The 2,140-nt window shown below is 67.4% G+C and carries 2 protein-coding genes; both read left to right on the top strand.

Annotated elements, in window-relative coordinates; all coding sequences use genetic code 11:
• On the top strand, nucleotides 1–616 hold a 616-nt coding region (locus HH310_RS42930; RefSeq protein WP_169181539.1), incomplete at its 5' end, for a nitrilase-related carbon-nitrogen hydrolase.
• A 2-nt stretch (nucleotides 617–618) separates the two neighbouring features.
• A complete protein-coding gene (gene hydA, locus HH310_RS42935) occupies nucleotides 619–2,016 on the top strand; it encodes a dihydropyrimidinase (protein ID WP_211193342.1) in 1,398 nt (465 codons plus the stop codon).
• Nucleotides 2,017–2,140 lie beyond the last annotated feature (124 nt).

The raw sequence follows: 2,140 nt of genomic DNA on the forward strand, positions 1-2,140 counted from the left end.
GGCCCTGGCCGCCGAGCTGGGCATGGTGATGATCCTGCCCATGTACGAGAAAGAACAGGAAGGCGTCCTCTACAACACCGCCGCCGTCCTCGACGCCGACGGCACCTACCTCGGCAAATACCGCAAGAACCACATCCCGCAGGTCAAGGGCTTCTGGGAGAAGTTCTACTTCCGGCCCGGGAATCTGGGATATCCGGTGTTCGACACCGCGATCGGCCGGATCGGCGTCTACATCTGCTACGACCGGCACTTCCCCGAAGGCTGGCGCGAACTCGGCCTGGCCGGCGCGAAGATCGTGTTCAACCCGTCGGCGACCAGCCGCGGCCTCTCGTCCTACCTGTGGCAGCTCGAGCAGCCGGCCAGCGCAGTGGCCAACGAGTATTTCATCGGCGCGATCAACCGGGTCGGTGTCGAGCCGCTGGGCGATGACGACTTCTACGGGCAGTCCTACTTCGTCGACCCCGAAGGCAAGTTCGTCGGCGACGTCGGCGACACCCACGAGGCCGAACTGATCGTCCGCGACCTCGACCTGGAACTGCTCGCTGTCGTGCGCGACCGCTGGCAGTTCTACCGCGACCGCCGCCCCGAGTCCTACCAGCGGACGGTGCAGCCGTGAGCATGCTCATCACCGGCGGCACCGTCATCGGGCCGTCCGGCGCCGTCAAAAACGACGTGCTCGTCGACGGCGAGACGATCGCCGCGATCTTCGCGCCCGGCCAAGGCCCGTCCGAGGGCGTCCAGATCGTCGACGCCACCGGCAAGTACGTGATCCCCGGGGCGATCGACGCGCACACCCACATGCAGATGCCTTTCGGCGGGACCGAGGCCAGCGACACTTTCGACACCGGCACCAAAGCCGCCGCGATCGGGGGCACCACCACGATCATCGATTTCGCGATCCAGCGCTACGGCGAGGTGGTGCAGGACGGGCTGGCCGCCTGGCACGCCAAGACCGAGGGCGCCTGCCACATCGACTACGGCTTCCACATGATCCTCGGTGGTGTGGACGACGACGCGCTCAAGGCGATGGACTACCTGGTCGCGAACGAGGGCATCACCAGCTTCAAGCTGTTCATGGCCTACCCGGGCGTCTTCTACTCCGACGACGGCCAGATCCTGCGGGCGATGCAGCGGGCGCGCGAGAACGGCGCCCTGATCATGATGCACGCGGAGAACGGCCCGGCGATCGACGTACTGGTCAAGCAGGCCCTGGAACGCGGCGAGACCGACCCGTACTACCACGGCGTGACGCGGCCGCAGGAGCTGGAGGCGGAGGCCACCAGCCGGGCGATCTGGCTCGCGGCGGTGGCGGCCGACTGCCCGCTCTACATCGTGCACCTGAGCGCGTCGAAGGCCCTCGAACAGGTCCGCAACGCCCGCGACCTGGGCCGCAACGTGTTCGCCGAGACCTGCCCGCAATACCTCTACCTGACCCTGGAGGACCAGCTCGGCGCGCCCGGCTTCGAAGGCGCCAAGTGGGTCTGCTCGACGCCGCTGCGCTCCAAGAACGAGAGCCACCGCGCCGACCTGTGGCAGGGCCTGCGCACCAACGACCTGTCCGTGGTCTCCACCGACCACTGCCCGTTCTGCATGAAAGACCAGAAAGAGATGGGCCTCGGCGACTTCTCCAAAATCCCGAACGGCATCGGCAGCGTCGAACACCGCGTCGACCTGCTCTACCAGGGCGTGGTCGACGGCAAGCTGTCGCTCGCGCGCTGGGTGGAGACGATCGCGACGACCCCGGCCCGGATGTTCGGCCTCTACCCGCGCAAGGGCGTCATCGCACCCGGCTCCGACGCCGACATCGTGCTGTACGACCCGAACGGGCGTACCCGGATAAGCGTGGAGACCCACCACATGAACATGGACTACTCCGCCTGGGAGGGGTGGGAGATCGACGGCAAGGTCGACACCGTGATCTCCCGGGGCGAGGTGATCAGCGCCGGCGGCGAGTACACCGGGCGCGCGGGCCGCGGGAAATACCTCCGCCGCGGCCTCTCCGACTACCTGCTGTAGGGGGAAGGCATGGACATCGGTGTGGTGCTCCAGAACGACCCGCCCGCGCGGGCCGTGATCGACCTGGCCAAGAAGGCGGAGACGGCCGGCTTCACGCACGTGTGGACGTTCGACTCGCACGTGC

Origin of the sequence: Actinoplanes sp. TBRC 11911 (assembly GCF_012933445.1) — a bacterium.
GTDB lineage: Bacteria > Actinomycetota > Actinomycetes > Mycobacteriales > Micromonosporaceae > Actinoplanes.